The organism is Mycobacterium sp. MAA66 (genome assembly GCF_041261665.1).
Classification (GTDB): domain Bacteria; phylum Actinomycetota; class Actinomycetes; order Mycobacteriales; family Mycobacteriaceae; genus Mycobacterium.
Genome location: NZ_JBGCCC010000001.1, coordinates 1,288,207 through 1,312,644, shown reverse-complemented (window position 1 = coordinate 1,312,644; position 24,438 = coordinate 1,288,207). Strand labels below are relative to the sequence as shown.

The window sequence follows — 24,438 nt, the reverse complement described above, 5'->3', positions numbered from 1 at the left end:
ACAAACATCGATGACCTCGAGGTGGACGCGAGCGCGGCACCACCTATCGAGGACAGCGGGCTCGTCGATCGTCAGCCTGAAGACCGTCGATCGGCGTTGCGTGAGATTGCCGGCTGGGGTCGCCGGTACCTGCGCACACATCCACTGCTGTCACTCGACACGGTGGGTGGCCAGCTGCAGCTCGCGGCACGCACCATCCAGTACTTTTTCGTCGACCTGTTCACCGGCAAGTTTCAGTGGCAAGAATTTGTCCGCCAGGCCGCGTTCATGGCGGGAACATCTTTCATTCCAACGGTTTTCGTCACCATTCCGCTCGGAGTGACCCTGGCCATCCAGTTCTCGGTCATCGCCGGTCAGATCGGCGCCACGTCGTTGGCCGGTGCAGCGACCGGCATGTTCACGATTCGTCAAGGCGCGTCACTCACGTCGGCACTCTTGCTGGCCTCTGCGGTGGGGTCGGCGGTCTGTGCCGATCTCGGAGCACGCACCATGCGAGAAGAAATCGACGCCATGGAAGTGATGGGTGTGTCGCCGATCCGCCGATTGGTAGTGCCTCGATTTGCCGCGGTGATCCTCATCGGCCTGGCGCTGACAGGCTGGACCTGCTTCGTCGGTTTCCTCGCCGGCTACATATTCAACGTCTACATGCAGAACGGGACTCCGGGCTCGTTTCTTGACACGTATTCCGCTTTTGTCATTCCCGGCGACTTCGTGCTGGCGTTCGCCAAATCGGTGATCTTCGGTGCCATCGTGGCCATCGTGGCCTCACACAAAGGGTTGAACACGCGCGGGGGCCCTGCCGGAGTGGCCAACTCAGTGAATGCCGCCGTCGTCGAATCCATCCTGCTTTTGATGACCGTCAATGTGGTCCTGACTCAGCTGTACATCCTGATCTTTCCGAGAGCGACCCTCTGACACATGACCATTCGATATCGCTCGCGAGGTGGGCGCTTGATGCTGGAAGCTGCGGACTCCGCGGTTCTTCCGGTGGCCAAAGCAGGCCACTTCATGCACTTCTTCGTTGCCGTCATCGCGTCGGTGCCTGTTGCGCTCGGGCGGTACCGTAAAGAGTTCCTGCGCCTTCTGGCTGACATCTCGTGGGGAAACGGATCCATCGTGGTCGGCGGTGGAACTGTCGGCGTCGCTTTGGTTCTCGGAGTAACGGCGGGCGCCCTCATCGGTGTCGAAGGCTACAACGCACTCAATCTCCTCGGTCTCGGTTCGGTGACCGGTCTGCTGTCGGCGTTCGCCTCAACGCGCGATCTAGCCCCAATCATGCTCGGGGTTGCGTTTGCCACCCAGGCGGGTTGCCGCTTCACTGCGCAATTGGGGGCCATGCGCATCAACGAGGAAGTCGATGCGTTGGAAGCCATTGCTATAAAGCCGATTCCCTACTTGGCCAGCACCCGTGTCGTTGCCTCGGCGGTCGCCGCTGTTCCGTTGTTGTTGGTATGTCTGTCGGTGACGTACCTATCGTGCCAACTCGTCGTCGCTTTGTCGGGAAACAACTCACCGGGCACCTACATGCACTACTTCAGCCTGTTCATCAACCCCACTGACGTCCTCTACTCGATTAGCAAAGGCGTGTCGTTTGTCGTGGTCGCATCGACTATCCAGTGTTACTTCGGATATTTCGCCTCCGGTGGCCCGGCCGGAGTCGGTGTGGCAGCGGGGCACGCCATGCGCGCGGCGATCGTCGCCATTGTCGTGCTCAACATGTTCATGACGATGGGCCTGTGGGGCATCGACAACGGCGCCAGGTTGGGGGGCTAGCGTGCCGAACTCGTTCGATTTCGAACCCCGCAGCCCCTCCAATCGGCGGCTGCTGGTGCTCGGGGCGATCCTGGTGTCGATTCTCTGCGCGGTAGCAGTTTCGCTGGTGGCGAAGTCAAAAGGCGAGTTTGAACGCGTCGTCACCGTCACTGCGGCGATGGTGAATGTCGGCGACGGGCTTCCGGCGAAATCCGACGTGAAGTTCCGGGGCGTGTTGGTGGGAATGGTCTCCAGCGTGACCCCGGCACGCAGTGGTGAGCCCAATCTCGTCGATATCGCCATCAAGCAGGAATTTGCCTCGACCATTCCGAACACGGTGACCGCGCGTGTCGTTCCCTCCAACATCTTCGCGGTGTCCTCGGTCCAATTGGTGGACAACGGAAGGGCGGCCCCGCTGAGGGCGGGCGCGACCATCCCGGAAGACACCAGCCTGGATACGGTGCTATTTCAAACCACATTGGACAAGCTGCGTCAGTTGCTGGCCGCAGTGGGACGCAGTCCCACCCCAGACAGTGTCGGTCCGCTGACTGCACTGGGGGAGGCCCTAGACGGGCGTGGGCCGCGTCTGCGCGAGGCAGCCAGCGACTTGAAATCCATTGTTGCGGAGGTTCATAACGTTGTCGGAACCGATGACGGACCAACCACCATCTCGGCGCTCAGCGCGGCTGCACAGGGGTTGAAGGCGACCACCCCGGCATTGCTCGACGCGCTTGACAATGCAATCCAGCCGGCTCGTACGGTGGCGGAGAAACGTGTGGCCATGACTGCGTTCCTGGCACACGGACTTACCACGACGGGGACGCTGCGCGACGCGTTCGATCACCAAACCGACCGGCTGATCAACATCACCACCGAGCTGACACCGGTTATCGGGGTGCTTGCCGACAACTCTGCACAGTTCCACCCGATCTCGACTCGTTTCACGCAACTGGCACAGAACAGCCTCGCGGTCTTCCATCCGGAAAGGGGCGCTGCCGCACTCGAATTGAAGATCGTCCTGTCGCTGTCACCGCTACGTCAATACGTACGCATCGACTGCCCCCGTTACGGAGAGCTGCTGGGTCCGAGTTGTGCTACGGCGCCGGAGACCCCCACCGCACCCGACCTGCTACCCGCATTGGCCTCGCGTGGTTTCGATCATCCGCCCGGTTCCCTCAACGAGAATCGGCCTAATTTTGCCCCACCACGTGACTCGGTTGGCTCCATAGGACGACTCGAACAACCTGCGGTCACACCACCGGACAGTCCTACCGCGCCGCCCCTTCCCGCCGAGGCTCCTGCGTCGGTAGGTGCACCCTCCGCGGGCGCAGTTACCCCACAGTCGGCAGAGATCCCAGGCGACATCGGGCCGGTCGGCGGGACCGAAGAAAAGGCACAGCTGAGCCGGATCGTGGGCGGCCAGGCCAGTGCCGCCACGGTGATGATGCTTGGTCCGTTGGTGCGCGGAGCCACAGTGCACATCACTCCCGATACCGAAGGGCAGCAATGAATTATCGCAAGCCGTTGATCGGTCTGAGCATCTTCCTGGTGCTTGCCGTGATTGTGTCGTGGATGGTCTTCGTCACCTTGATACGCGCAGTCAATGGTCCGGCCAATACTTATTCGGCGGTGTTCACGGATGTGTCCGGTCTGCACGCGGGGGACGACGTGCGGGTTGCTGGTGTGCGCGTCGGCCGCGTCGACAAGGTGCAACTTCGGGGCACCCTCGCGCAGGTGACATTTCGCGTACAGAAGGAGCAACAGCTCTTCACCAACACCGACGCTGCGGTCAACTATCAAAACATCATCGGGCAGAGATACCTCGCCCTGCTGACCCCGCCCGGTCAGCGCATCCTCCTCGCACCCGGCGGCGAGATTCCAGTCGAGCGAACGACCCCGTCGTTCGATATATCGCGTGTGCTCAATGGCTTCGAACCGCTCTTTGCAGTACTCGACCCGCACCAGGCCGATAACCTTTCCAACGCCATTGTCGAGGCGTTCCAAGGTGATAGCGGCTCGGTACTTTCGGTCATCACGCAAACCTCAGCCTTCGCGCAGTCGCTCGTCGGACCCGACGACATGCTGGGCGGAGTCATCACCAACCTCAACGACCTGGTGGGCATTCTCGCCAAACAGACCGACAACCTCGAGCAAGTGATTCAGCAGACGCGCACTGCGCTGGTCACATTGAATGGCCGTCGGGACGCGTTGATCGCCTCCACCGGCTTGATTACCGGAACCGTGCAACGTCTGTCGGCGATCGTCAACAACATCTTCCCCGATCTGCAAGCGCTGATCCGGCGTGATCCGGGCTGGGTCACGATCATGAACGGTCACCCCGAACCGTGGGCATACATGCTGCAGAACATGCCGTTGATGCTCAAGAGTCTTGCCCGCATTTCTCAACGAGGTGCCTATGCCGATGGCTACTTCTGCAACCTCAACACGACCATTCTCGCGTCTCAGAGCCGGATACTGCGGGGAATCGTCAGACTCGCGTCACCGGGCAACGTCGTTCAAAACTCTGCGGTTTGTAGGTAAACGATGCATATCCGAATGAAACGTCCTATCGAAAGCTACGACCGCATCTTCTTGGCGGTGGTGGCGGTGGCAGTCGTCAGCGTGCTTGTCGCGGTGATCCTGCTGATCGAAGGGATATCGCCCGGCCAAAAGGAATATCGTGGCGAATTCGCGCAGGCTGCCTCACTACGGGCCGGCGATCAGGTGACCATTGCTGGAATCCCAGTCGGCGCGGTCAGCGGTCTACAGCTCGCCGGAGACCGCGTGATCGTCGAATTCAAGTTGGACAACGACATCCACCTCGGCAGCGCATCTCGGGCCGCGATCAAACTGACCACCCTGCTCGGATCGCGCTATCTGGAATTATCTCCGAGTCCAGACGGTGAATTGCCAAATCGCACAATCACGTTGCCCCATACGCAGGTACCCTACGATCTGCAGCAGACGCTGGCCGACGCGACGACCACTTTCGAAGAGGTTGACGTCAATCGTCTCGGCGATTCGCTGACTGCACTGGCCGGGAGTCTGCGCGGCGTCCCGCAGGCTCTCCCGCAGGCACTCGACAACCTCAACTCGCTGTCCTCGATCATCGTCAACCGGCGCGATCAGATCGGCACCCTGCTGGCCAGCACGGACAAGGTGACCACGATGATCCGAAATCAGAAGGCCGCGCTCGGTGCATTGGTGCTTCAGGGCCGCGACCTCTTCGCTGCAGTGGCACGCCGCCGTGCCGCGGTCGAAAGACTCTTCGCCGGAGCTACCGCACTGGTTGAGAAGACCAAGTCGATTCTCGATGACGAACCCCAGATCAACGCCATGCTGACGGACCTATCAAACATGATGGGAAAGATCCGGAAGAATGATGCGTTGCTGCGCAGCATGTTTCAGGTCATGCCGCCGGCGCTACGCAACCTGACCAATGCCACCGGCACGTCGATGGGAGTCGATCTCAGCCTTCCCATGGGACCCTTGATCGACTCGTGGTTATGCGCTATCAGTGCCCGCGGGACCCAGTTCCTGCTACCCCAATACTTCAAGGACTGTGCACCGGCCGTCGACCCCTGGCCTGGGTGGCCCGGTCCGGAGCCACTTGCCTACGGCTTCCCCGGCTTCCCCGCTCCTGATACTCCGGACACTCCTCCGGTGCCGGCGGAACCCGCTACCAACCCGCTCGCGCCCGTGCCGTCGCCGCAGCCTGCACCGCCGGCGCAGCTGGCGCCACCACCATCGAACCCGGGAGCACCTAACCCATGAACAAGAAGCTGAAGATCGCGGTGATCACGATGGTTGTCGGGATTGCCCTCGCCACCGCGGGGTTTGCATTTGTTCCCGCGGAAGGCGAACAGGCACTGACCGTGACAGCGCAGTTCGAAGACGCCGTCGGCCTTTACACGGGCAACGCGGTGTCGGTATTGGGAATGCGCGTCGGCGAAGTCGTCAGCATCGTGGCCAAGGGCAGCTATGTCGATGTGACGCTGAAAATCGATGCAGGCACCAACATCCCCGCCGACGTTCAGGCGGTCACGGTGAACACATCGCTGCTGACCGACCGGCACGTCGAGCTGACACCCGTATACCAAGGCGGGCCGAAACTGAAGAACGGTGATCTTGTCAGCCTGGCCCGCACCCGAACGCCGGTGGAAATCGGCCGGACCTTGGCCTCATTGGATCGCCTGTCGCACACACTGTCTGGCGACGGTAAGGGCAACGGACCGTTCGCCGAGTTCATTGCGATCGGCGATCAGGTGACCTCCCAGAGTGGCCCGAACCTCAAAGCCACCCTCGACAAACTGTCACAGGCGCTCAGACTGAGCGATGACCACGGCGAACACACCGCAGCAGACATCCAGTCAATCGTCAAAAATCTCAACGAGCTCACCCAGGCGGCGACCAATAACGACACTGCGATACGCGACTTCGGCTCCGACCTGCACCAGGTCAGCGACATTCTCGCCGACGAGCAGCTCGGCAGCGGAACGACTGGAAAGGATGCCAACCATGTCCTCGCGGTCGCCACAGATCTGCTGGAGAGAAACCGCGACAAGCTGAAAGGCGTCGTCAAGGACTCGCAGGGGTTGACCACCACGCTCGTCGACAATCAGCGCGGACTGGCAGAAACATTCGACCTACTTCCGCTCTTGGCCGACAACACCTACAACGCGGTGGACACCAACGCCGGGGCGCTGCGTGCGACAGCGTTGTTCGATAAGACGTTCTTGGACAGCGGCGTCACCAAGGAGCTGTGCAACCTGACCAACAAGAAGCAATTGGGCTGCGCCACCGGAACATCCCAAGACTATTCCCCCGATTTCGGGCTGTCGCAGATGCTCGACCTCATGGGAGTCAACAAACCGTGACCACCACACGCCACCTCACCTACAGGCCGTTGGGCGGCTTCTTGGCCGCAGCCAGCGTCACGCTCTTGTCCGGCTGTGGAGTTGGACTGGAGAGCGTTCCACTACCGGCCGGTGGCCCCGGCGAGCACACCATCACCGTGAACGCGGTGTTCGCCAATGCACTGAATTTGCCGACCAAGGCGAAGGTCAAGCTCAACGGTGCCGACATCGGCGAGGTCAGCTCGATCACTGCTCGCGACTTCACGGCGTTCGTGCAGATGCGCGTCGACTCCGATGTTCCGCTGTTCCTCGGCTCGACCGCACAGTTGCGTTCAGCCACACCGCTTGGCGACATCTTCGTCGCAATCAACCCCAATCCCAATCAAGCACCTACTGCTACCCGGTTGCACGACGGCGACACCATCCCGTTGGCGTCGACCAGTACCGCGGCGACCATTGAAGAAGTGCTTTCCTCCGGTGCGGTGCTCGTCAACGGCGGCTCGATTCGCCAACTCGTCACGATCGTCAACGGCACCGGCAAAGCCGTCGGCGGCAAGGGCGCGAACATCGCCACGCTATTGCAGCAATCCAACGACATTCTGTCGCATCTCAATTCGCGATCCCAGGAACTCCAGACGGCGCTTCGTACCACGTCCGAACTTGCCACCACCCTGACTGCTCGCCAAAACACCATCAACGAGGCGCTCGTCGCGGCCAGCCCCGCGGTTGCCGCGGTGACCGAGAACACTACGAAGATCACCGATCTGACCGATGCGGTCGGGCGCATCACTGGCCAACTGTCCCGATTCCCCTCTCTGCAGGGCACCGACACCCGCAGTCTGGTGGCGGACATGAACCGCATCTCCGATGCGTTCACTCAAGTCGGCACCGATCCCAACGCCACTATGGTTCCGCTCAATCAGCTGATCCCGATATTCCTCAGATCCGCTCACTCTACGGCGACAACGGCGAACGCCAATCTAGTGCAGTTGGCCTTCGGAAATCACCCCGACAAGAACTATCCCGGCGATCCTGCATCGCATGGGCCCGACGGTACCGACTATCACAGCATGGTCGGCAGCCTGCGATACGAATGGAATCTGTTGCTGGACAAGATCTACGGACCGAACCGATGAACGCGCTACTGAGTCCGCTGGAATTGGTCGCTCGACTGGTAGTCGATACTGTGCGCGCGCTGTCCAGATCCAGACTCATCACCTCCTGCGCGGCGCTCATCCTTGCGGCGACGATCGCCGGCGGGTACGTGGTCTTTGGTGCGCTGCAAATCAATCCAACCCGGACCGCGAAAACGATCAAGATCGAGCTACCCACCTCCGGCGGACTTCTGCCCGGCCAAGATGTCACGTACCGCGGCATTCCGGTTGGCCGCGTCAGTTCTGTGCGCCCCTCTGTTGACGGCGTGGAAGCGGACGTGAACATCCGCGCCGACGTACAGATCCCGCAGAATTCCGAGGTGCGCGTCTCGGGTCTGTCAGCGGCAGGCGAGCAGTATCTGGACTTCCGTCCCGCCGACAGCCATGGGCCATTCCTGGTCGATGGCAGCACGATCAGCAAGGATCAAACGGCGGTCCCGGTCCCCATCGAAAAATTCCTAGCCGACACCGATGGGTTACTGGGACAACTCGATCCCACCAAATTAGGGGCCATCTTTGATGAGCTTCGGGTGGGACCGCAAGGGCCGCAGAAGTTGTCAGCCATCTTCGACGGTGGGTCACTGATGGTGTCCACCCTGGATTCTGTACTCCCGCAAACCGTCAGTGTGCTGCGCGAGAGCCGGATCGCTCTGACCACCGTGGCTCAGACCGCTCCCGGTGCGAACCGGACGTCACAGAACTTGCGGGATATCTTGGCCGGGGCCGCGCGAATGGATCGAGGCTTTCGTACTCTCCTCGATCGCGGTAGCAGCCAGTTGAGTGCAGTAGATGACCTGCTGGCAGACAACTCGGACACGATGGTTCAACTTCTTGGCAGTCTCACGACCGTCGCTCAGTTGTCCTATGTGCGTGTGCCCGCTCTGAAGGCGCTCTTTCCCACCGACCGAGGCTCCGCGATCGAAGCGCTCGGCACAGCATTTCGTGACGGAGGCTTATGGGTGTTCACAAATCCGTACCCGCGGTATGGCTGCGATTACCAACTCCCGGCCAAGCCTCCCACCGTCCCGGATTTCCCCGAGCCCTACCTCTACACCTACTGCACCAACCCGGACCCGGCTGTGTTGATCCGAGGCGCCCGCAATGCGCCGCGACCGCCGGGGGACGACACTGCCGGACCACCTCCGAATGTCGACCCGCTGAAGACAACTGATCCCACGCCTGCGGGTCCATGGACCATCCCGACGACGTACGGAGGACCGCCAATGCCGTTCGCCCTGCCGCCGAAGTGATGCCCGCGTGACAACCAACATCTAGGAGAGCCAAGTGTTCAAGCGAACTACGACCCAGGACGTCTTCGACCAGATCATCAAGGAAATCGACGAAGAAGTGTCCGGGCCTGATCCCGATGAGACGCGCGGACTCGAACGTGACCGTGGCGTCGGCGTCGATGCGGCCGACCGAACGTTGCTCGACGAGGATACCGAAGAGGACACCTCGCGGGACGAAGCGAATGCAGAGGCCAGCGGCACCGGCGATGGCGCCGATGCCCCGACAGAGCGGTCCCTACTACGCCGCATCGGTCGGATCGCCGCGCTGAGCGCGGTCGGTGTGATTGTCGTTGGCCTACTTGGCTCTTCGGTATTCTTCGGCTGGCAACTCAAGCAGCGGGTCGACACAGCTACGGCTGAAAGCGCCGCGCTGGAGGCGGCACGTACCTTTGCGGTCAGCCTCAGCAGCATGGACAGCGGTGCCATAGACAAGGGGATCAGTCAGGTCCTTGACGGCGCGACGGGCGACTTCAAATCGAACTACAGCCAGGCATCCGCGCAGTTGCGTCAGCTGCTCATCGACAACAAGGCGGCATCGCATGGCGTCGTCGTCGATGCTGGGATCAAATCTGCGACGAAGGACAGAGTCAAAGTCCTGTTGTTCCTTGACCAGTCGATCACCAACGCAGTCAACCCGAACCCACGGATCGACAGATTACGCGTCGTTATGACGATGGAACTTGTTGACCACCGTTGGCTGTTGAGCGATCTGGCGATCGAATAGACGGATCGCAGCCGACGACCAATCGGGTCTCGGGATCGCCCTCAGTGCCGCATCGACACGCGTGCGCTACCTAGCTCCGTACCTCTCGACCGCACTCATCTCCCACCTTTCGTCTATCTAGGGCAGGCAAATGAGCCGTCATTACCGGGCCTTCGGCCAGTCGCGCGTTTCTGTTGATGCGACCCGGCCGGCTCCCATAGCGGATACCAGGCCGCAGCCAACAGCCTGGCGCCGTGGGTGTGCGGGAGCCACTATCGCGATACTCCTTCTCCCGCTGTTGGCAGCACCGGCGAGGGCCACCGCGCAGGGATGGTGCTCGCTGCGGTTGGGTGGAACCTGGGACGCCCAACAGCACATGTGTTCGGCATCGGTGACCTCGAAACAAGGTGCCACAATGAATATTGCGGTCGCGCTGCCCGATGAACTGATGGATGACCCGACGGCCGGCCCGGTACTACAGGCCTACAGCCGTGACCTCGTCGACGGTTGGCGCAAGACCGGTGAATTGGTGACCCGTGACAACACGGCAAGCGCTGAGTACCAGCTGTACAGCGCGACGTCTTCGGTGAAATCGGTTGTGTATCACGAACTTTTCCAGACGCAGGGCACGCTGCCGAATGACGCGTATCGCACGTTTACGTTCGACCTCGCGCGTGGCAAACGACTAGATCTTGTTGACCTCTTCGCCCCGGGAGTCGATCCACTGACCGCTATACCCCCGCTTGCCCGTCCGTACTTGATCCAGGCACTAGACCAGGCGTCGCCCCCGCATCAGCCCAACACCTATCCTTTCATTCTGGACAAGTGGGAGCCCCACCTTGACGGTTCGGGATTTTCCGGCAACTACCGCGCGTTCGCGTTGACCCCCGACGAACTGATCTTGTACATGCCTGATGCCCCGATGTCCCACGAAAATCCGCCCCAGCCAGGCGAATTCAGGTGGTCGATGGATGGCGGCACGGTGACGGTTCGTATTCCTCTGGCTGTTCTCAAACCTCTGCTACGGCCATGATCGCCGGACAAAGCCGCACCGCCCGTTGGCGCAATGTCATGCACGACGGGTTCACCCGTATCGACGCCGAGCTCAAGAAAAGCCTCATCACCGCAGTAACCAGTGCCGAAAGCGACGACGCCGTGCACCCACAGACATCTCTGGGCGGCAACGTTACTCAGCGGATTGGGCCGCTGGCACCGGCCTGCAACGCCAGCGGCCCTTCGTGTGATCCCTATACCGAGAAGGTGGCGATGCTATGTCGCGCCAGCGCCCGTCGACATTTTGATCCGTACGTCGATATCGACTGGGACGCACCAGAGAACGCGGTGGATCAGAACGATCCGAGGTGGCAGCTTGATCCAGAGACCACTCCGCTCGCGGCCACCGATTGGTATCTCGAGCAATCGCCACAGCGGCGCATCGACATGGGCCGCTGGATGACCGCGAACATTCTCAAGGTCACGCTCCAATTCGAGATGATGTTGATCCGCGGGGTGGTGCATTACGCCGGGTCATTGCCGAACGGTTCCCCGGTGTTTCGGTACCTGCTTCATGAGCTGGCCGACGAATGTCATCACATCCAAATGTTCCAGGAGTTCATCAATCGCACGGGCGAGGATGTTCCCGGGATGCGGCGTGGCTCCCGAATCATCGGGCCTATGCTGGCTTTTGTCGGCGGCTATGCCAACATCTTCCTTTTCATCGGAGTGCTCTGCGGTGAACAGCCGCTACACGTCCAGCAGACGCTGCAGCACCGTGGTGCAGCTCAGGTTCCGCCGCTGCTCAATAAGATCACCGCTATTCATTTAGCGGAGGAAGCCCGCCACATCACGTTCGCCGACGCTCATCTAGCTGAGCGCACGCAACGTGTTGGACGCGTGCGGCGGACAATGTATGCCATCGCCCTCCCGTTGCTTCTGCGGTGGTTGATCGGCGAAATGATCAGTCCGCCGCGTACCTTTGCCCGACAGTTCGGCATTCCGCGAAGAGTCTTCAAGTCGGCCTACTGGCGCAACCCTCTATCCCGCCAGATGATGGCCGAATCCGCCGCTGACGTTCGCCGTATCGCCGAAGATCTCGGTCTCCGACCGGCTTACACGCGTTGGATGTGGCAACTGTTGGGAATTGAAGGGCGCCTGCCGCGTTACCGCGGTGAGCCCGATCGCAGCCCCTCAGTCGTGCGCCTGACTGGGCGTCGAACCGTGGTGTGGTGGCGCGTTGCGGCTGCCGTACTCACGGCGAGCCTCGCCCTGACAGCAACGCCGGTTGGATTGCGCATCATCACAGTAGCCGCGGCCGCAGCGGGCGTGTGGGCGAGTTACCATATCCTGCAACGATGTTGGGGCGCCTCGGTAGGCAATCCGCCATTTGAATGGCCGCGACTATTCGTCTGGGTGGCGGTGTGCGCGATCATGATTCCCGTCGGCGGGCTCATCGGGCTCGCGGTGGTGGTGTTCATGATCCTTGCACTTGCCGAATGGCTACCCACTCCATGATTCCCAGCGAAAGAATGACTGAACCCACGAACCCACTGCGGTGCAACGTCATTGCTCGTGTTGCCACCGCCTCTCTCACTACTCCAAAGGATCCAGCACATTCCATGCACCATCAGGACCACATCGCCGGTTCCATTTCCGCTCTCGAGCTGACTGCCACCGGAGCTACCACAACAGCATCGGTATACCGTTCGCCAGTGCTGAACCTGCCCTACTTCGATCTACTGATCGACGAACGCCAGGGTGGCGGCGAGATAGGGCAGCTATGGCAGAGCCAGGTGCATTGGGGCTATTGGGCGAATCCTAAGGCGGCCGAGGGCACCCGGGCCGACTACATCGCTGCCATGGAGCGGATGAACGGTGTGCTGCTGCAGGCCGCAAAGGTTGCCGACGGGCAAAAACTGCTCGACGCCGGATGCGGATTCGGCGGGACCATCGGGCAGATAAATACTGCGCATGCCGACATGGACATCACCGGGCTCAATATCGACCCGCGCCAGCTCGCCGCCGCCGATGCTCAGATCAAGCCTGTCAACGGCAACAAGATCGGCTGGATTGAAGCCGATGCGTGCCAACTACCGTTCGAGGACAATGCGTTTGACCGCGCTCTGGCCGTGGAATGCATCTTCCATTTCCCGTCGCGAGAGAAGTTCCTGGCCGAAGCTGCTCGTGTGCTCAAGCCGGGCGGTTACCTGGCGCTGTCGGACTTCGTCCCGACGATGACGTTCTTCGGCAAGACCCCGATCTGGATGGCGATCCGTCCGCGGGTGGCCAAATCCTATGGCACCCTGGGAAATATCCCGCTGCGCGGATATCAAGCCATGGGCAAACACGCTGGACTCGAGCTGGTGGAAAACCGCAACATCCGCAAGAACACGCTGCCCACGTACCGGTTCCTGCTGAAATTCTTCCGTGAGGAGGGGACCGCCGATGCCCAGAAGACCATGGTTGTGGGTACTCGCTGGATGAAGCGGTTGACCCAGGTCGGTGTGCTTCAGTATCGGGTTTACACATTCCGCAAGCCCGTTTGACCACTGCGTCGACTTTTCTGGTTATCGATGTGGTGAGCAGTCGGAGATTGAGCGACGTGCGTGGGTATCCACAACCGAGCAACCTCATTCGGATGCTGCGCTGGGGGAGTGGGATCTGGAAACCCTGGCGCAGAGGGGGATTGGCCATTGTCCGGCGGCCTGCTAAGCCCACCCCCGCGTCAATACGGCAGGTAAGTTGACTTGAGAGATTGGTAGGCCGCGAGACCTTCCGGACCGAGCTCGCGACCGAGGCCGGAAGCCTTGACGCCGCCAAATGGCCCTAGCGGATCGGGCCCGTAATAGTTGATCCCGATGGAGCCGGTGTGGATCCGTGCGGCGACGGCCTCGCCACGTTGCGAATCCGCCGTCCACACGCTGCCACCCAGACCGTAATCCGAAGCGTTGGCAATCCGCACCGCGTCGTCGACGTCGGTGTACGAGATGACTGACAGCACGGGCCCGAAGATCTCCTCCTGGGCGATGGTCGTGCCGTTGTCGACATCGGCGAATACGGTTGGCTCGAGGAACCAGCCGCGTTCCATGGCCGGCGGACGGCTGCCGCCGGTGGTGAGCCGGGCACCGTCGCTCTTCCCCTTGGCGATGTAGCTCTCAACTCTGGCTCGATGCCGCGACGATGCCATCGGTCCGATCCGGGTGCTCTCGTCCAGAGCGTCGCCCACCTTGAGACTCTTCACGAAATCGGTGATGGTGTCGACTATTTCGCCGTAGCGCGAGGCGGGAGCGAGTATTCGCGTACTGAGGTGACAGGTTTGACCGCTGTTCAGCAAAACCGCGTCGTACAGGTTGTCCAGATGGGCATCGAGATCAGCGTCGTCGAGCACGATGGCGGCCGACTTACCGCCGAGCTCGAGGGTCACCGGGCGCAGCTGCCGGCCGCACACCTCGGCGATAGAGCGGCCGGCGGCAGTGGAGCCAGTGAACGCCACTTTGTCGATCTGCGGATGTTCGACGAGGTAGCGGCCGGTCTCCCTGTCGCCCGCCACGATGTTGATGACCCCGGGTGGAAGCCCGGCCTCGTGTACGGCTTCTGCGAACAGCTGCGCGTCGAGCACTGTCTCTGGACTCGGTTTGAGCACCAGCGTGCACCCCATGGCAAGAGCGGGACCCAGCTTGAAGGCAGCGAGAGTCTGTGGGAAGTTCCAGGGCACAATGCTCGCGACCACACCGATCGGAGAACGGGTGACTTTGATCCGGCCGCCGAGGCTGCCCGGCCGGATGTCCTCCAGCACAGCATCCCGAATCAGTTGCGCATAGAGCCGCAGCACCGCCGGTGGAAGCACGCCCTCGACGCGGCGGGCAGTGCTGATCGGCATGCCGTTTTGGGCCGAAACCCGTTGTGCCATCTCACCAGCTCGGGTATCGAGGGCGTCGGCAATGCGTTCGATACCCGCGGCACGCTCGATCGGATGCCAACTCCGCCAGCCCTGTGGGTCGTCGAATGCGCGCCGCGCGGCGGCGACGGCGACGTCGACATCGGCTTCGACGGCGTCCGGGACGCTTCCGATCAGCTCCTCGGTGCTGGCCGAAAAGACATTGATGGTGCGTGACGAGGACGGGCTGACCCACTCACCACCTATGTAAAGCGATTGGTAGACAACGTTCATCGTGCGACTCCTTTGCCTGATCGTCTTGATAAGCGCTCGCAGTGACGATGTCGCTTTGCCATCTCGATGATGTGCTGGGCCGGTGTGTCCGCTGATCGGTCACAGCGCCTGCAGAGTTTTCATCATCTCTGTCCACTGTTCGGGTTCAGCCTGGTAGGGAGCGTAGAAGGAAATCCGGTCCATGATGTCGCCGTATCGCCCGAGCAGAGTGGGGGCGATAGTGTCCGGCTCGCCGACCACGGCGAACGCGTTGAGCATCTCATCGTCGATGAGAGTGCCCATTTCCTGCCATTTGCCCTGCCGTGAAAGCAGATTCAACTCCCGCTGCAGATCTCCCCAACCGTGGTGTTCCAGCACGCCTCGGTACGGCGGAGTTGACCCGTAGAAGGCGATCTGCTGGCGCACCGCTGCGGCGGCTATGTCGAATTCTTCCTGATTGGAGCCGGTCACGATGAACACCGGTGCTGAAATGTCAAAGCTGTCAAGTGATCGTCCCGACTTAGCCAGGCCGCGCTGCAGGGCCGGGAGGGTGAAGGCGCGTAGGTACGGTTCGGTGGTGAACCCGTGGCAGATGAAGCCATCAGCCACCTCGCCGGCCACTTCCGTCATCAGCTGGCCAACACCGGCCAGCATGATCTGGGCATCTCCATAGGGATTGGGGCCGGGGTCAAAAAACGGCGTCATCAATGTGTGCTGGTAGAAGTCACCACGAAAGTCGAGTTTGGTGCCGTTGTTCCAGGCATCCCAGATCGCCTTGATCGCGCTGATCATTTCGCGCATCCGGAGCGCGGGATGGGACCACTGCATCGAGAAACGTCTGGTGATGTGCGCCTGGACCTGCGAACCGAGACCGAGAATGAACCTGCCTTTGGAAAATTTGTTCAGGTCGTAGCCGATATTGGCAAGAGTCATCGGGTTGCGGGCGAATGCCACGGCCACGCTGGTCCCGACATTGATGCGTTCGGTCTGCTCGGCAGCCAGCAGTAGGGGCATGAACGGGTCATGCGCCGTTTCGGGACACCACCCTCCGTCGTAGCCCGCGGCTTCAGCATCCCTGGCCGAGGCTCCCGCCTGATCCAAATCCAGCGAGATGGTTCCATCGACTTTCATACTGCCGACCTTCCTGGTGTGTGTTGACTGCCTGCCGACTATTGCGTGGGCCAAGGTTGTAGATGCTGCGTTGCGATTGCGACCGCACGCCAACGGGTCAGTGGCACAAGGGCTTTGCGTGGGTCCGGCGCGTATCGGCCGCGGCAACCAGGGTGCAGCCCGTTCCGTCGGCCAGGCCACCGCTCCGAGATCCGTAACCGCAGAAGACCTGTTGCCAACCTAACACAGAAGTGGATAGAGTCAATCAATATGTTGGCGACGATTGCCCTTACACTCATTCGATGAGTGTTGGTGAGATGCCGCGTCGCTCCTTACGGAAGGACGCTGAACAAAATCGACAGCTGGTGATCAACGCCGCCCGAGACCTGTTCGCCTCCCGGGGGCTGGAAGCGACTCTCAACGACGTCGCGCACCACGCGGGCGTTGGGGTAGGAACCGTGTATCGACGATTTCCGACCAAAGAGGCCCTGTTTGAGGCGATCTTCGAAGACGGACTGATCGAGCTCGCGGGGCTCGCCGAATCGGCGCTGCGCCAAAATGATTCATGGCGGGGCTTCGAATGGTTCGTCATGCGGATGTGTGAGATCACGGCGACGGATCGAGGAATGCGCGAGATCGCGTTCAGTAAAGTCGAGGGTGGCGAGCGGGTGGAAGCCGCGCGTCGACGACTCCTGCCGCCGTTGTCCAAACTTGTTGAACGCGCACAAAATGACGGCTATCTACGCCCGGAGCTATCGCCCACCGACCTGCCTATCGTTGGACTGCTCGCCGGTGCGGTGGGTGAATACGCCGGCCACATCGAGGCTGATCTGTGGCGAAGATATGTGGCGATTCTGGTTGAGGGTATGCGGGTTCACCGTGAACGGCCGCAGCTGGAATTCAGTGCACTCAACGAAGAACAGCTCAACGCGGCGATGCAAACCTGGCGTCCAGTCGGAGCCAAGGGATGTCTGACAAATGCTTCGGACGTGATGCCTGAGGCTTCGATCACGTCGCGGTTTCAGTTGCTCACCGATGCTCAGTGGTTGTTGATCGAAGATCTCCTTCCTGCGCGAACAGGTAAGAAGGGCAGGCCGTTTCGTGATGCGCGTCAGATCGTCGAGGGCATCATCTACCGGTACCGGTGTGGTATCGCGTGGCGTGACGTGCCGGAGGCGTTCGGGCCTTGGCAAACGGTGTGGACCTGGCATCGGCGGATGAGTGAGGACGGCACCTGGGATGCGGTGCTCGTGCTGTTGCTGACTGATGCACCGGGCGCGGGGTTGGTCGATCGGGCGGTGTCGATCGATTCCACGATCGCGCGGGCGCATCAGCATGCCGCGAACGTCACCCGCCACGACGGTGGCTGGGTCGAATTACAACAATTTGCACGTCGAGCCGCCTGATCAAGGTGCCGCCGCTCGCGCGGCGGATTGACCGGCAAGATATACCGTCTGGTCGATCGTGCGGGACTGCCGTTGGTGATTCATCCGCTGCGACAAACGGTCGTATACCGCGGCGCCGCCGTCCCTTGAACCATCAGGTTCGGGGGCAAGTATTTGTCAGACAGACCTTAGTTGACTGCTCTGCTGACATGAGTTTGGTTTCGTCCCGATTCCAAAATCGATTTGCGTGGCGAATTGGTGATCAGTCGGTCGTTGGACGGTGCACTGCGCTGTACGTGCCGGCCATCCCTCATCACGGTGCTCCACCAGAGTGTGTCGGCCCTCCGAGAACAAACCGTTGCGGATAGCTCAACGGTCCGCGATCTAGGAGTCGTTCCAGTGTGCGAGGACGCGCTCGCGGATGTCCGCTGGGTAGGCTTGGGCAAACGAGACATGCGCCAGGCGACCGTGTCCCGGGGCCGGTTGCAGCGCATCGTGCACCACGACCGAGCCTTGGCCCTCGGCCTTTTCCTCGTGGGTGAAACAGCCCAGAAGCGGGAAGATGAAGCCGGGCAATGCTTCCTGCCGCTTGCTCGGATGCGTCCTGGTCGCCAGTGCCCACAGCAAGTCGTCGTCATTGGAGGGGTCGATGTCGTCGTCGAGCACGAAGATCTGGGCCACGACGCGAGCGGGCCCCGACGTGTCGAGGACTTCGGCGATTCGGTGGGTGAATTCCGTGGTGTCCACGCCCGGTAGCAATTCGCGCCAGTTCGACGGCACGGTGACCACCATCCAGTGTGACGCCATTCGGAACGGTAACCACACCGTGGTGATCGGCAACCCCGCGGCACGCAGGATGCTCAGCGCCTGCGCGGCGTGGCCACTGCCGGAGACCGTGTGGTATTCGTCCACCGGCCGCCCTTCGGCTACGATCGGCCAGATAGGGTCGTTGCGGTACGTGATCGCCTCCACCGAATACACCGGCTGCAGCGACCTGTCTGGCACGGCATAGCCGGCGAACTCGCCGAACGGGCCCTCCATCGCTTCGCGATTGACCGACAGGTGCCCCTCGATGACGATCTCTGCGCTGGCGGGAACCTCCAGATCCACCGTCTCGCATCTGACGACTTCGATCGGTTCGCCGTAGAGCGCGCCAACATAGCCGGCTTCGTTGACTCCGACTGGGAGGGGGAGGCCGCCGGCGAATGGAATTGCCGGATCTCCGCCCTGCACAAGGGCGTACGGCATCGGCTTGCCGATGTCCACCCATTCCTGCCAGATCAACCCGAGTTGCTGCGGCGGCCCAACCAAACCGGTCATGTGGCGCCCGTCGACGAGCATGATCCGTGCGATCGACCAGTTCGTCCATCTGCCGTCGGGCGTCTTGGCTACGATGACGCCCCAGGTGTTGGGGTACTTCCCGCCGTCGTATTGATGCACCCTGGGTACCGGGAACTTATCGAGCGTGGCGTCCGCGCCGACCAGGATGTTCTGCTTGCACGCCGCCTCGTGTGCCGATACTAGTTTCGGTGGTATCGGCGGCAGATCCCTTGTGCGGGCGAGATGCTCGACCAGCTCGGTCGCGGTGATCTCGGCGGGTAGGCCGATGGACAGCGCGACCCGGGCCAGCGGACGGTCAGGCACCGAGGACAACGCGGCGGGTGCGCCGAACAGTCGGAACCCCCCGTCCACATTGGCCACGTTCTCGAATAGTGGTGCCGGTGCTCGACGCTCGTAGGACAACCGGGTGATCGCGGCGGCTTCGAGGTCCGCGCTGACCTGTCTGGTCACTCGGGCGAGGTCGCCGAGGTCTTCCAATGCATCTAGATAGGACCGAAGGTCTGCATAGCGTTTCATCGCGTAATTCCTTCCGGGGATTGCCCGTTGTTGACGTGGGTTGCATGGGTGCCGTTCTGCCGCATGCCCGACCAGCGTTTGGCACCATCCATATCGATCCCGAACTGGTCGAGCACCCGGGCAACGACGTGATCGACGATGTCCTCGACCGACTTTGGATGGGTGTAGAAGGCGGGCATCGGCGGCACGATTACCGCGCCCATCCGAGACAGGGCGAGCATGTTGTCCAGGTGTATTTCCGATAGCGGTGTCTCGCGGGGCACTAGCACCAGCTTGCGTCGCTCCTTGAGCGTGACATCGGCCATCCGGGCGACCAGACCATCGGCGTATCCGGTCCGGATTCCGGCGAGGGTTTTCATGCTGCAAGGGATGATCACCGCGCCGTCGGTACGAAACGACCCAGACGAGATCGCAGCCCCTTGATCGTCAGGTGCGTAGCTGACATCGGCCAACTCGGCGACTTGCCTTGCGGACAAGCCGGTTTCGACCTCGATAGTGGCTCGCGCCCAACGGCTGAGGACCAGGTGGGTCTCCACCTCGTCATGGATTCGAAGTTCGCGCAGTAGGCGCACCCCGAATACCGCCCCGGTTGCTCCGGTTATGCCGACGACTAAGCGCACCTAAGTTCAGCTCCTTATTCCGTGTACTGAACATCAGTGTACAGAGTATCATCGCGGGATGACGAAGACTACGAAACCCCCACGGGCGGCTCAGCTCAGCGACAGTGCGATGCATCAGCTGCGCCGAGCCAGCCAAGCACTGTCAATGGTCTGGCAACGGCATCTGGCCGAACTGACGCCACCGCAGTTCGCCGTCCTCTACGTGCTCGCCGAGCACGATGAGTTGGATCAGTCCGCGCTCGGTGCGCTCACTTCAATCGACCGCTCGACCCTTACGCCGCTATTGGACCGGCTTGAGGCCCGCAAGCTGATCGGCAAGACCATCGACCCGACCAACCGCCGCCGCCGGCAGATCACTATCACCGCGACCGGACGACAACAGCTCAGCCGCGCACGTGCCCAGGTGGCCAAGACCGAGTTGTGGATCGACGAAGTGCTCGGCGAGAAGAAAGCAGGCGAACTCGTGGCCCTGTTGCGTGCCTTCGCGGACGCCTCTCCGGGGCTGGGCATTTCCGACCTGTCCGAGGTCGGCCGATCGAGTCAGCGCGTATCCAACCGAAAATCCGCAGTCACACCCGAGAATGCGTTGACGGTATGAAGTCCGTCGTTTGTGAGCAGTTCGGGATCGACTTTCCGCTCTTCGCCTTCAGCCACTGTCGCGACGTGGTTGCCGCGGTGACGAACGCCGGCGGCTTCGGGGTGCTGGGTGCGGCTGCCTACACCCCCGAGGAGCTTGACCGCGAGCTGGCCTGGATCGATGAGCACGTGGGCGGTAAGCCCTACGGAGCCGACATCATCGTGCCGACGAAGTTCGAGGGGAAGGGGGAGAACCTTTCTCATGCTCAGCTGGTGGGCAGAATCCCGCGCGAATATCACGATTTCGTCGCTCAACTGCTCGCTGAGCACGGTATCGAGCCGGAGGCGCAGCCCAGCCTCGGTGGGTCCGCGCTTTCCGGCAACACGGGTCGCGAACTCCTCGAGGTAGCAATGAGCCACCCGATCAAGTTGATCGCCAATGCATTGGGTGTGCCCCCGGACTACATGATCGCGGCGGGACGAAGGCAGGGTGTCCCGGTGGCCGCACTGGTGGGCGCCAAGGAACACGCGGTCAAGCAAGTCGCGGCCGGGGTGGACATCATTGTCGCGCAAGGCACTGAAGCAGGTGGACACTGCGGCGAGGTATCGACGCTGGTGTTGATACCGGAGGTGCTGGAGGCGTTGGCGGCGGTCGGTAGCTCGGTACCGGTGCTCGCGGCCGGCGGCATCGTCACGGGACGGCAGATGGCCGCGGCCGTCGCGTTGGGCGCCGTCGGCGCATGGACCGGTTCCGTCTGGCTGACCACAGAGGAGGCCGAAACCGCGCCTGCGACAGTGCAGAAAATGCTGTCCGCAACGTCACGGGACACCGTGCGATCGGCAGCACGCACCGGAAAGCCGTCACGCCAACTGATTTCGGACTGGACCAATGCTTGGTTGCCGCAGTCCAATGGGCCTCAGCCGCTGCCGCTGCCGCTACAGAACATGCTCAGCGAGCCGGTGATGCGCCGGGTCGACGTGTTGGCCGATCAGGGACATCCCGGTGCGCGGCAGCTCGCGACCTATTTCGTGGGTCAGGGCGTTGGCTTGATGAACAAAGTCAGACCGGCGCGCGATGTGGTACTGGAGTTCATCGAGGATTACCTCGTCGCCGCCGAGCGATTGGGCAACTCGCTCGCGGAATGATCCCCGCACCAGCGCGTGGGTCAGCAATGGACTCGTCCGGACATCGCAAATGCCTCGTTGACACCTAAACTGACTATCCGTACGGTTAGCGAGGGTGATGCAGCAGACACCGCTGCCCCTGACGTGACGGGAGGCACTGATGTCGGTGTCGGCCGAGTTGGCCCGCGCTACGTGCGGGCGACAGCAATGACAAGGTGTTATCGAATTACGTGGGCGTAGCTGCCCGCGCCGACCGTAGATGGATTCGAATGAAGAATCAGGCATTTCCGACCAGCAGTGATCTCGTGGCCGATCTCGCCGTCACGGCGCACGGCTCAAGCGGTCCCACCGTTGTCTTGGTGCACGGATCGGCGCCGGCAAACTGCTGGGGAGAACTTCCTGCACGCCTGGCTTCGTCGCACAGGGTGATCACCTACGCGCGAAGATCCTTCTCGCCGTCGACCGCGCCGTTGCCGTCCAGCATTGACGACCACGTCGATGATCTTGTCGAGATCATCACGGGTTTCGGTGGTCGCGCGACGATTGTTGGCTGGAGTATGGGTGGCGTCATCAGCCTCGCCCTTGCGACCCGCCGTCCTGAGCTGGTCAACGGTCTCCTTCTTATCGAGGCGCCGGTGCATTTCGACCAGAGCCCGCCACCGAGCATGCTGGAGGCGGTAGGCGCCGCATTTGCTGCTTTGCCGACCAGCCCTCCGGAAGCCGCACGACACTTCCTGCGCTGGGCGATGCAACGCGCTGACGGATCCACCGACATCGACAGGTTCGACGACGCGGCGATCGATGAGTCGGCGCAAGCGCTACTTGGTGATCTTCGCCTGGGTGCCCACAACGATGGAGGTGTGCTGGGCTCGGCTGCCCTCGACACGTCGAAGGCAGCCGTGATCTGGCTGCTCGGAGGCGACGGATGTGCGCCGTTCGCTGACGCCGCTCACCGAAGTCGATTGGCGGACAACGCCATCGATGTCTTGACCGTGCCGGGTGCAGGACACGCCATTCACCTTGATCGCCCCGACTTCGTGGCCCATTGCGTGCGATCTCTGTCACCGGAATCGCCGAGACCGCCCAGCGAACCGCAGCGAATGGCCGGTGACACGTCCGTCGGAGGCGGACTGCGATGAGCGGCAATCGATCAGTGCCATCACGCGAGATGCGTGGAGTCATCTCGGGCGATCGCCATTTCAGCTTCGACGAGTTCGACGTGCGGGCGCGCAAGGGCGCCACGGTGTTGGCCGACCATGGAGTTCGCTCGGGTGACAGCGTCGGATTGATGCTCCGCAACGACGTGGCGTTTCTGGAAGCCTCGTTCGCCGCGGCGTACCTCGGCGCCTCGCTCACACCGATCAATTGGCACTTCACCGGGAGGGAGTCTGAATTCATCATCCGTGACTCCGGCATCGCTGCTCTGGTGATCCATGAAAGTCTGCTCGCCGGCGTCGCGGAGTTCCTGCCCCCTTCGCTACCGCTCCTGACCGTGGCCGACCCCCCTGAGATCGTGGCGGACTATGGCATCAAATCGGCGACGGCGCCGGGCATTTGGGATGACGCCATGGTGCGGGCCGAAATGTGGACGGGGGACATGCCTGCCAGCCCTGCGACAACCGTCTATACCTCGGGTACCACCGGACGGCCCAAGGGTGTGCGCCGGTCACCGCTTCCCGCCGCTGCCAGTGCCGATGTAATGGTGAGTTCAGCCGCTCTGGGCTTAGCGCCTGGGATGCGGACGCTCATTCCGGGCCCGCTCTATCACGCCGCGCCAAATGCCTTTGGCATCAACGCAATAAAGATGGATGGGCTGGTGGTGCTGCAGTCGAAGTTCGATGCCGAGCAATTGTTGCGCGCTGTCGAGCAGTTCGGATTGACGCACCTGCAGCTGGTGCCAACGATGTTCACTCGACTGCTCCGTCTGCCAGACGAGGTTCGTCGACGATACGACCTTTCCACCCTTGAGAAGGTTGTTCATACCGCGGCGCCATGCCCTCCTGCCGTCAAGGAAGCAATGATTGATTGGTGGGGGCCGGTTATTCACGAACTCTATGCCGGTACCGAATTGGGGCCCGTTGCCGCGTCGACTTCTGAAGAGTGGCTGAGCCGTCGCGGGTCCGTCGGGCGGCCCCTGCAGAACTCTGTGGTGAAGATCGTCGACGAGGCCGGCCACACGTTGGCTGCAGGTGAGATCGGTGAGATCTATGTACGAAACATCTTCACCAACTTCACCTATCACCGGCGCACCGGCGCACGGGGGAAGATCGAACACGACGGATTCGTGACGTGCGGCGACGTTGGCTATCTCGACGATGACGGCTACCTCTACATCTGCGATCGGCGAGTCGACATGGTGATTTCTGGTGGGGTCAACATTTACCCAGCAGAAGTCGAGGCGGCACTGTTCACCAATCGGGCAGTGGTCGACTGCGCAGTCTTCGGGATTCCAGACGAAGAGTACGGCGAAGCAGTGGTCGCTACGATCCAGCTCCGAGGCGACGCGCCCAAGGATGCTGACCTGGTCCGAGCTCACCTTCGACGAGAATTGGCCGGATACAAGGTTCCCAAATTCATTGAATTTGTCGATGAGCTGCCTCGCGAGGATTCCGGCAAAGTGCTGAAACGTCAACTACGGACGGATTGGATCGACGCTCATCGCCGGACCGGCACGGAGCTGGACGATGCCATTCAACGGTGAAACATCAATTGCCCCTGGGTAATTGACTTCACCAGCGGATCGTTGTTTGCCTTTGCGGACTCGTTGCAGATGCCCTTCGGGCACCGCGGGCCAGGGGCTTCGGGGTGGCGGGCCACGCCGGTGACCAGTTGAGCGCTGACCGGGAACGATGGCGTGGACGAGTT

At 61.7% G+C, this 24,438-nt stretch carries 21 protein-coding genes and 1 pseudogene; 18 read left to right on the top strand and 4 right to left on the bottom strand.

From position 1 onward, the window contains the following. Positions 1-45 precede the first annotated feature (45 nt). The 12 genes from ABIA30_RS06390 to ABIA30_RS06335 all read left to right on the top strand — a co-directional run bounded on the left by ABIA30_RS06390 (position 46) and on the right by ABIA30_RS06335 (position 13,296). Complete coding sequence (locus ABIA30_RS06390; RefSeq protein ID WP_370063381.1) at positions 46-915, top strand: MlaE family ABC transporter permease; 870 nt, start codon at positions 46-48, stop codon at positions 913-915. A gap of 39 nt (positions 916-954) precedes the next feature. Further along, entirely contained in the window at positions 955-1,773 is an 819-nt protein-coding gene (locus tag ABIA30_RS06385) for an ABC transporter permease (RefSeq protein ID WP_370063121.1), read from the top strand. Position 1,774: 1 nt separating this feature from the next. After that, entirely contained in the window at positions 1,775-3,262 is a 1,488-nt protein-coding gene (locus tag ABIA30_RS06380; protein WP_370063119.1) for an MlaD family protein, read from the top strand. Further along, complete coding sequence (locus tag ABIA30_RS06375; RefSeq protein ID WP_370063117.1) at positions 3,259-4,293, top strand: MCE family protein; 1,035 nt, start codon at positions 3,259-3,261, stop codon at positions 4,291-4,293. Before ABIA30_RS06380 ends, ABIA30_RS06375 begins: the two co-directional genes overlap by 4 nt. 15 nt (positions 4,294-4,308) lie before the next feature. Then, the gene (locus ABIA30_RS06370; protein ID WP_370063115.1) at positions 4,309-5,526 is read left to right on the top strand and encodes an MCE family protein; all 1,218 of its coding nucleotides are present in this window, start codon (positions 4,309-4,311) and stop codon (positions 5,524-5,526) included. Continuing rightward, positions 5,523-6,629 (top strand): MCE family protein, encoded by a 1,107-nt coding sequence (locus ABIA30_RS06365; RefSeq protein ID WP_370063113.1) that lies wholly within the window; start codon positions 5,523-5,525, stop codon positions 6,627-6,629. Before ABIA30_RS06370 ends, ABIA30_RS06365 begins: the two co-directional genes overlap by 4 nt. After that, positions 6,626-7,744, top strand: a complete 1,119-nt coding sequence (locus ABIA30_RS06360) for an MCE family protein (protein ID WP_370063111.1) — start codon at positions 6,626-6,628, stop codon at positions 7,742-7,744. The genes ABIA30_RS06365 and ABIA30_RS06360 overlap by 4 nt, the downstream gene beginning before the upstream one ends. Beyond that, complete coding sequence (locus ABIA30_RS06355) at positions 7,741-9,012, top strand: MCE family protein (RefSeq protein ID WP_370063109.1); 1,272 nt, start codon at positions 7,741-7,743, stop codon at positions 9,010-9,012. The genes ABIA30_RS06360 and ABIA30_RS06355 overlap by 4 nt, the downstream gene beginning before the upstream one ends. 97 nt (positions 9,013-9,109) lie before the next feature. Further along, positions 9,110-9,775 (top strand): hypothetical protein, encoded by a 666-nt coding sequence (locus tag ABIA30_RS06350; protein ID WP_370063107.1) that lies wholly within the window; start codon positions 9,110-9,112, stop codon positions 9,773-9,775. A 355-nt stretch (positions 9,776-10,130) separates the two neighbouring features. After that, complete coding sequence (locus tag ABIA30_RS06345) at positions 10,131-10,787, top strand: RsiV family protein (protein WP_370063105.1); 657 nt, start codon at positions 10,131-10,133, stop codon at positions 10,785-10,787. Beyond that, positions 10,784-12,265, top strand: a complete 1,482-nt coding sequence (locus ABIA30_RS06340) for a diiron oxygenase (protein ID WP_370063103.1) — start codon at positions 10,784-10,786, stop codon at positions 12,263-12,265. The genes ABIA30_RS06345 and ABIA30_RS06340 overlap by 4 nt, the downstream gene beginning before the upstream one ends. A gap of 197 nt (positions 12,266-12,462) precedes the next feature. After that, positions 12,463-13,296, top strand: a complete 834-nt coding sequence (locus tag ABIA30_RS06335; protein ID WP_370063101.1) for a class I SAM-dependent methyltransferase — start codon at positions 12,463-12,465, stop codon at positions 13,294-13,296. Between the two features lie 179 nt (positions 13,297-13,475). On the opposite strand, the gene ABIA30_RS06330 is transcribed toward ABIA30_RS06335, so the two are convergent. Together ABIA30_RS06330 and ABIA30_RS06325 are read right to left on the bottom strand one after the other, a co-directional pair. Continuing rightward, positions 13,476-14,921 (bottom strand): aldehyde dehydrogenase, encoded by a 1,446-nt coding sequence (locus ABIA30_RS06330; protein ID WP_370063099.1) that lies wholly within the window; start codon positions 14,919-14,921, stop codon positions 13,476-13,478. Positions 14,922-15,020: 99 nt separating this feature from the next. Further along, positions 15,021-16,031 (bottom strand): LLM class F420-dependent oxidoreductase, encoded by a 1,011-nt coding sequence (locus ABIA30_RS06325; RefSeq protein WP_370063097.1) that lies wholly within the window; start codon positions 16,029-16,031, stop codon positions 15,021-15,023. Between the two features lie 281 nt (positions 16,032-16,312). Here ABIA30_RS06325 and ABIA30_RS06320 point away from each other — a divergent pair. Next, positions 16,313-16,972: pseudogene (locus ABIA30_RS06320) on the top strand (TetR/AcrR family transcriptional regulator); the annotation flags it as partial. Continuing rightward, positions 16,946-17,416, top strand: a complete 471-nt coding sequence (locus ABIA30_RS06315) for a transposase (protein WP_370063379.1) — start codon at positions 16,946-16,948, stop codon at positions 17,414-17,416. The pseudogene ABIA30_RS06320 and the gene ABIA30_RS06315, both read left to right, overlap by 27 nt. Before the next feature lie 363 nt (positions 17,417-17,779). On the opposite strand, the gene ABIA30_RS06310 is transcribed toward ABIA30_RS06315, so the two are convergent. Further along, positions 17,780-19,252, bottom strand: coding sequence for a UbiD family decarboxylase (locus ABIA30_RS06310; RefSeq protein ID WP_370063095.1), 1,473 nt, complete (start codon positions 19,250-19,252; stop codon positions 17,780-17,782). After that, on the bottom strand, positions 19,249-19,872 hold the full coding sequence (locus ABIA30_RS06305; protein WP_370063093.1) for a non-oxidative hydroxyarylic acid decarboxylases subunit B: 624 nt from the start codon (positions 19,870-19,872) through the stop codon (positions 19,249-19,251). The genes ABIA30_RS06310 and ABIA30_RS06305 overlap by 4 nt, the downstream gene beginning before the upstream one ends. Before the next feature lie 58 nt (positions 19,873-19,930). Here ABIA30_RS06305 and ABIA30_RS06300 point away from each other — a divergent pair, with 58 nt between their 5' ends. The 4 genes from ABIA30_RS06300 to ABIA30_RS06285 all read left to right on the top strand — a co-directional run bounded on the left by ABIA30_RS06300 (position 19,931) and on the right by ABIA30_RS06285 (position 24,274). Then, positions 19,931-20,470, top strand: coding sequence for a MarR family winged helix-turn-helix transcriptional regulator (locus ABIA30_RS06300; protein ID WP_370063091.1), 540 nt, complete (start codon positions 19,931-19,933; stop codon positions 20,468-20,470). Then, complete coding sequence (locus ABIA30_RS06295) at positions 20,467-21,594, top strand: nitronate monooxygenase (protein WP_370063089.1); 1,128 nt, start codon at positions 20,467-20,469, stop codon at positions 21,592-21,594. The genes ABIA30_RS06300 and ABIA30_RS06295 overlap by 4 nt, the downstream gene beginning before the upstream one ends. Before the next feature lie 248 nt (positions 21,595-21,842). Further along, positions 21,843-22,712, top strand: a complete 870-nt coding sequence (locus tag ABIA30_RS06290; protein WP_370063087.1) for an alpha/beta fold hydrolase — start codon at positions 21,843-21,845, stop codon at positions 22,710-22,712. After that, complete coding sequence (locus ABIA30_RS06285) at positions 22,709-24,274, top strand: AMP-binding protein (RefSeq protein ID WP_370063085.1); 1,566 nt, start codon at positions 22,709-22,711, stop codon at positions 24,272-24,274. The genes ABIA30_RS06290 and ABIA30_RS06285 overlap by 4 nt, the downstream gene beginning before the upstream one ends. The last annotated feature ends 164 nt before the right edge of the window (positions 24,275-24,438 follow it).